The sequence below is a fragment of the Haloparvum sedimenti genome (genome assembly GCF_001462205.1).
Lineage (GTDB): Archaea > Halobacteriota > Halobacteria > Halobacteriales > Haloferacaceae > Haloparvum > Haloparvum sedimenti.
The window spans coordinates 1-5,820 of record NZ_LKIR01000010.1 but is presented as its reverse complement, the minus strand read 5'-3'; the positions used below and the strand labels follow the sequence as shown (position 1 = coordinate 5,820).

Annotated in this window: 5 protein-coding genes and 2 pseudogenes; 2 read left to right on the top strand and 5 right to left on the bottom strand. The window is 55.8% G+C overall.

The features are described 5' to 3' along the window. Together AN233_RS17545 and AN233_RS01095 are read right to left on the bottom strand one after the other, a co-directional pair. Positions 1–276, bottom strand: a pseudogene (locus AN233_RS17545) (TRAM domain-containing protein); the annotation flags it as partial. Positions 277–578: 302 nt separating this feature from the next. Beyond that, positions 579–971: a winged helix-turn-helix domain-containing protein gene (locus AN233_RS01095; RefSeq protein WP_058365039.1), complete on the bottom strand. Its 393-nt coding sequence runs from the start codon at positions 969–971 to the stop codon at positions 579–581. Between the two features lie 112 nt (positions 972–1,083). Here AN233_RS01095 and AN233_RS01090 point away from each other — a divergent pair, with 112 nt between their 5' ends. Beyond that, on the top strand, positions 1,084–1,752 hold the full coding sequence (locus AN233_RS01090; RefSeq protein WP_058365038.1) for a DUF7509 family protein: 669 nt from the start codon (positions 1,084–1,086) through the stop codon (positions 1,750–1,752). A 310-nt stretch (positions 1,753–2,062) separates the two neighbouring features. Here AN233_RS01090 and AN233_RS01085 read toward each other — a convergent pair whose 3' ends face one another. Beyond that, entirely contained in the window at positions 2,063–3,388 is a 1,326-nt protein-coding gene (locus tag AN233_RS01085; protein WP_058365037.1) for an orc1/cdc6 family replication initiation protein, read from the bottom strand. Between the two features lie 1,031 nt (positions 3,389–4,419). Here AN233_RS01085 and AN233_RS01080 point away from each other — a divergent pair. Next, on the top strand, positions 4,420–4,830 hold the full coding sequence (locus AN233_RS01080) for a helix-turn-helix domain-containing protein (RefSeq protein ID WP_058365036.1): 411 nt from the start codon (positions 4,420–4,422) through the stop codon (positions 4,828–4,830). Between the two features lie 74 nt (positions 4,831–4,904). Here AN233_RS01080 and AN233_RS01075 read toward each other — a convergent pair whose 3' ends face one another. Together AN233_RS01075 and AN233_RS15930 are read right to left on the bottom strand one after the other, a co-directional pair. Next, positions 4,905–5,228, bottom strand: coding sequence for a hypothetical protein (locus AN233_RS01075; RefSeq protein ID WP_058365035.1), 324 nt, complete (start codon positions 5,226–5,228; stop codon positions 4,905–4,907). 160 nt (positions 5,229–5,388) lie between these two features. Next, positions 5,389–5,820: pseudogene (locus AN233_RS15930) on the bottom strand (hypothetical protein); the annotation flags it as partial.

Genomic DNA, 5,820 nt, shown 5'->3' with positions numbered 1-5,820 from the left:
GGTTGTCTCAATTGTCACGTCCCGAATTTCGCCCTCCTCAACCGGCGGCCCAGAAGATCCACGCTGTCGGTCAGATTGGGCACGATCTGCGGACGCGGGCTCGTGCTCGTCCTGCGCCGTCGTGGGTGAGTCGAAGACAGCGATCCGATACGTTTCGCCGAGGGAGACAGTGTCATGATTGAGCTCCCCGGACGGAACCTCGACAACGTATGTCCCGTCCCGTTCGTGAACAGTCGCGCTGAAAACAGAGCGAAGCGAGTCCGGAATTTCGACCATTCGATGGTCCAATACTCGGCTGGTAGAGAACTTAACTCCATGGAAACGGCACGAGACAGCGACCTCCTGTATTGACGGGTAGTGCGGTGAAGCCACCGTTCTACCGCGATTGAACGTGAGAAGATGTGTTCTTGTTCGTACGGCCACATGGGATCTGCAAACGTCACGTCGAAAGAGGGTTAACCAACATCTCGACTCAACAAACCGTAGTTGTTGGTTAATACTATGAGGTACGGTAATCGCAGCGAAGATATCGAAGGGTAACAGGATCGCTGACAGGGGGCAAAGAACCCTACGACAGCTTACGAATAGGCGTCGTTGAACTCGCGTTCACGGCGCATCAACTCCTCGACACCATGCTCGAGGATCCCGCGTCCCATCGCTGTTGGCCGATAGTACGTGTAAAAGCCCTGGCTGTCAGCGGTTCGTCGCTGGCGCTTGTCGACGAGCCCCACATCAACCAGTTCGTCGAGGTGGTAGTGGAAATTGTGCGGCTCGACGTCGACCACAACCTTGAGGTCAGCAGCACTCAGTTCGTCGTTCGCGACGAGTGTTCGCAGGATGCGAAACCGCGTCGGGTGGCCGATCGCCTGTTGCATCGTGAGATACTCCTCGAGCGTCAGCCCGCTCTCCTCAGGGAGCGGCGGCTCCGGCTGGCGAACGTCCTCTGTTGGCTGGCGATCGGTTTCGGACATTGAGGGATGCCTCGGTTCGAGAGTTGGGACGCCACATACTTAGTCGTTCTCTACTAGAATATTCCTGAGAACACCGATATTTATATACTACTGTTCCGAATCGACGACTCGAATGCGGCAACGGATTATCGACAATCTCTCCCGGGCCACTGAAGATTCGGACGCCCTCACTCCAGCCCGGCGCGAACAGTTTCTCGTCTATCTGATGGGGCCGTACCGGACGTTCGACGTCGACGCGCTGCTACCGGCGGACGCGGATGTCGAAACCGACGTCCCGTCGTTCGCGACGTGGGACGAGGCCAGCGGCGAGTACGCTGAAGATGAGGTCTTGCGCCTCCTCCAGGAGACACGAGACTGTCTTCGCGACCGTGGCTTCAATGCCTTCCTCGCGATTGACGTCGGGATCTCGCTCGATGAGATGGATGCCGCCACACAAAGTATTGCCTTCGCGCAAGCCAGCAATGCGACGATTTTCATCGCCCCACAGGTAGGCGATAATCTCGGCGTCGGGATCGAGATCGGGAGCGTCCTTGAAGATCTGCTGTCGACAGCCGGAATGCAGGGACCGGCGGCCGACGCGACTCCACCAGAGCGCACGCGGCGGGTGATGGTCGCGACCGAACCATCGGTTCGAAGTGCCATGCTTGGGGCGGTCCACGCACGCTGGGACGCCAGCGTCCGGACGTTCACCGATGCCGCGGACTGCTGTCGGCTGTGCGCGCAGTTCTGTACCCACATTCAGAACGAAGAGCTCTATGGCTCGCTTGAGAGATTGGGATGATTCCGCCCCAAGCAAGAGAGGTAATATAGATTTCACGAAGGTCTCCCATGAGAGTTCCTCGAAAGACGAGGGGTGCCGGGAAGACCTACGCTCAGGAAATACGGAGTGTTGGATCCGGAGGAATCGAGAGCGGCTCCACTGCTTCTCAAGAATACCGGTGACTCGAGATCGCGGAGGGGCAGCCCTATCGATTTGTTGTGTGAGAGACCAACAAACTGTGTGGACCCACCCCTATCGACTTGTTCACGTCAGCGACGAAACTGAGTCGTCGACAACACCCTCGCCCCTATCGATTTGTTCGAGGGATGAGCTACTTTTTGAGCTGTGCGTTCACGACGGTGCGGAGTTCGTCGTCGTGGACGTCGTCTAGCCGCGAATCTTCCCGGAGCGTCTCAATAATGGTCTCCGGATTCTCACCAAACGTGAACTCGAGATAGCTGCCCGAGTGTGGCCCCTGACTTTTCCGCTCTGTCTCAACCAAGGAATACGTCGTGAGTTCCTTCATCTTATTCACGTACGTCTCCTGGTGGTACTGATCCGAATCAAGGGTGCCGGTCAGGTACTGATATACTCGGTATCCGATCGGGCTTATCGCTGCACCAGTTCCGGTTTCACACGCTACAGCTGCAGTCGCGAAAAGACAGAGCTTCTTCTGTGTGCTGATCCCACGAGTCACCTCTAACACGCGGTTCTTCTCAACTTTATCCTGAGCTTCTCGAACGTGCTCTTCACGGATTTCGTTTGCACCCGTTTTTTCTGCAATCGACCCCGCTGTTCGCATCAGGTCGATCGCCTTCCGTGCGTCCCCGTTGGTTTGCGCGGCGAAGGCTGCTGCAAGAGGGATGACGTCGTCACTGAGTGCATCCTCGTGGAAGGCATCTTCCCGAGCCCAGAGAATTTCCCGGAGCTGGTTGGCGTCGTAGTCACTGAAGTGAACGTCCTCGGGGGTGAACGAACTGAGAGCTCGACTTCCCACGCTCTCCATCATTTTCGTGTCGTTCGTGATCGCGGTCACGGAGACTTGGGCGGTGATCTCGTTAGTACTTCCAGCGCGAGAGAGCTGATAGAGAAGTCGGGAGAAGGCTGGTTCGTCCTTATCGCGACGACCGACGAGCATGTCGAGTTCGTCGAGGATGAACACGACTGTATCGTAGTGTTCGTTGATGAGGCGGTAGAGTTCGCGCCATTTTTTCTTGTTTGGAACCCCGTGCTCTGGGACATCGACAGTCGTTCCGATGTCGTTCGACACCTTTCGCGCAAGTTCGTAGACGGCTGCGCCGAGGGTCCCCACGTTCTGGCAGTTCATCTGAATGACGCCGAACCGGATATCACGACTTTCACAGAGTTCGACGATATTCTGGCAGACAGCGTTGATGATGAGAGATTTCCCGGTCCCGGAAGGGCCATAGAGGAGAAGATTCGGTGGCCGCTCGTTACTAATCGCAACGCGAAGGTGCTGAGTGATATCAGTGAGCTGGGTGTCACGACCGACGATACGTTCTTCGTCGACGATCTCGTTCGGTTCGAGGAGCGACCGGTTCTTGATGAGACTCGCGGCTTCCTCCTGCTCGAGAATGAGATCTTTGATAGAACCCGTGGACTCAGGGGTCTCCTCGGGACCAGGATCCGTGGGCATACCGAACCCCACTCTATCAGGATACTAAAAGATTCCCCTGTCGATTTCTTTTCTACCGGTACGGCGTTCAGAACCGGGATATCAGAGGGTTACACCGCTGTCTTCCGCGACCCCCGACGATTTGTTAGGAACCCTTCGTCTGGACCAATCCAGGAGAACTCCCGAACACCCTCTCACCCCTATCGATTTGTTCTGACCACAAAGGAGGGGTGGGGGTGAGAGAGTTCCCGAACGGACTAACAGTCCATCTCCGTCACGAATAGCACGGAATCGAGAGCTGCTTTCATCTTCTCTTTCTCTTCTTTCTAGTTCTAGTTCTAGCTAGCTAGTAGAACACACCTCTATCGACTTGTCCTAACTACACTCCTTCACTCTATTTCTTTCCTGATCAAGTATATAAACACGGATTGGGAAAACCAGGTGACGAACAGTGGGTTCAGGCATATTGTAGGTATCAGGGCGGGACGTCTTGCTATCCCCTCAGTTTCCCAAGTGAACTACTCTACACTCACCGCTATCGATTTGTCTAATGCTACTCCAGTCTACCGAATCTAGTAGAAATCGAGCTAATAAAGACTGATACGGTTAAATGATCTCATCCAGATGTGCCATATCCTCGTGAGTTCCTCGTGATCAACTCTCCCCTCCCCGCCCTTACTCGCCAGAACAAATCGATAGGGGTGGGTGTGTGGTCTTATCGACACGGTCGCGATAGATGCAGCCGATCGTGTATAGAGCCGACTCTATACTCGATTTCGGCATTTTCGTCCCATTGGTTCAATACTAGTCTTTCGTGTATGCCTCCCCGCTGAACAAATCGATAGAGGTGACCCTCCGTATGCTGGTGGTTTCGTTGAACAAGTCGATAGGGGTGCGTCTCACCAACTACTCAACCGACGTCAGAGATCTCGACCTCAAGTCTTCTTTAATGGCGATGGTACCGCAGACATGTAGGAATTCATTCAATTCGCTACAGACCGATTCGCATTTGAGCGAAACGCTTTTTCACGCAACACTCGAAATCTGTGGTAATGAGTACGTCCGACCACACGCCAAGCGACCTGGAGTCCGTTCGGGAGCGGCTCAACGTGGTCACCCAGGAGACGCGGTTCTCGCTCCTCCAGGACATCCTCGGGCATCCGTCGGAACTGCCGACACTGAAGGAACTCGACTACGTCAACCCGAACAAGAGTCAGACGACGATTCGCCAGCACCTCCAGCAGCTCGTCGACGCCGGCATCGTCATGGAGGTGCTCCTGCCCGAGGACCGCCGGCAGAACGACCTGCCGTACAAGTTCTATGGGCTCAGTGAAAGTGGTCGGCAGTTCCTCGAGGAACACAAGCTCCTCCGGGCACAAGACACGCTTCTAGAGATATATGACCGGGTTGAGAAGACGGACGACATCGAACGGTACGAGACTGCCCCGCGACCCGAGCGCTAACAGCTCTCGTCTTTCACTTCGCAGATGGGGTGTCACCCCGAACAACTGGGCAGCCGACTGTGACGTTCTCTCGTCTATTCGCCGGGATTGACGGGACCTTTGTACTGAGAGCGGATCTTGTCGCCGTCCCGCCACTGCCAGTAGTAGTAGCGGTTATCGTTGATCTCCTTGATCGTAATCGTCGCCTTCGATGGAACGTGATCCGGGAGGTCGTCTGATCGTTCTTCGATCTCGTCTTCATCCTCCGCCTCAGCAAGGCGATCTTCACGCTCACGGTATTCAGCGAGTTTCTCAGCGTAGCTCGCGATGTGGCGAAGGAGTTCGGGCGAGTAGTCGTCGAGAGTATCGACGACGTCAGGGGGAAGGTCTGCTGAGGGCGTCGGTGGCTCGTAGGGCATGGGCTGACCAGTGTTAACCAACACAGACGCAAAAGGCATAGTTTTGTTGGTTAAATCACTATCAACGGTTCTCCTGCACCTGTAACACTACTCGAAACTCTATATCAATGAGTTTCACCTGATGTTACAGCCCCCGAGGACTCTCGAACACTGGACGATCCTACGAGTTCGAGGGGAGCCGTCCATCAGGTCGTGGAACCCGCCCTTGTTTGATCTCGTGATCGACTCGCCGGAGATGTTTACAGCCGCCCTCGGGCGTTCGTTTCCTCCAGTCTGGACACGTGCAGGACTCGCTGATCACGTCGACCTCGTACCAACTCCCGGACGCGGATTGCACCTCGTAGCGACCGCCTTTTTCGAGCAGCGAGACGGCCATCTCCTCGTCGACGGCGCGTCTGGTGCGTGGTTCCAACTCGCCGTGTTGGTTCGCGTGCTCCGTGACGATCATTCGATCGCGAACGTCGCCAGTTCGTCCACCGTCAGGCGCGACGGCAGCCGGACCGTGGAGACGATCCTGCAGGAGGTCTTCGACCGGATGGCCTTCCGACCACAGATAGTGCACTTCGCGACGTTCACGATGGTCGTAGGAGCC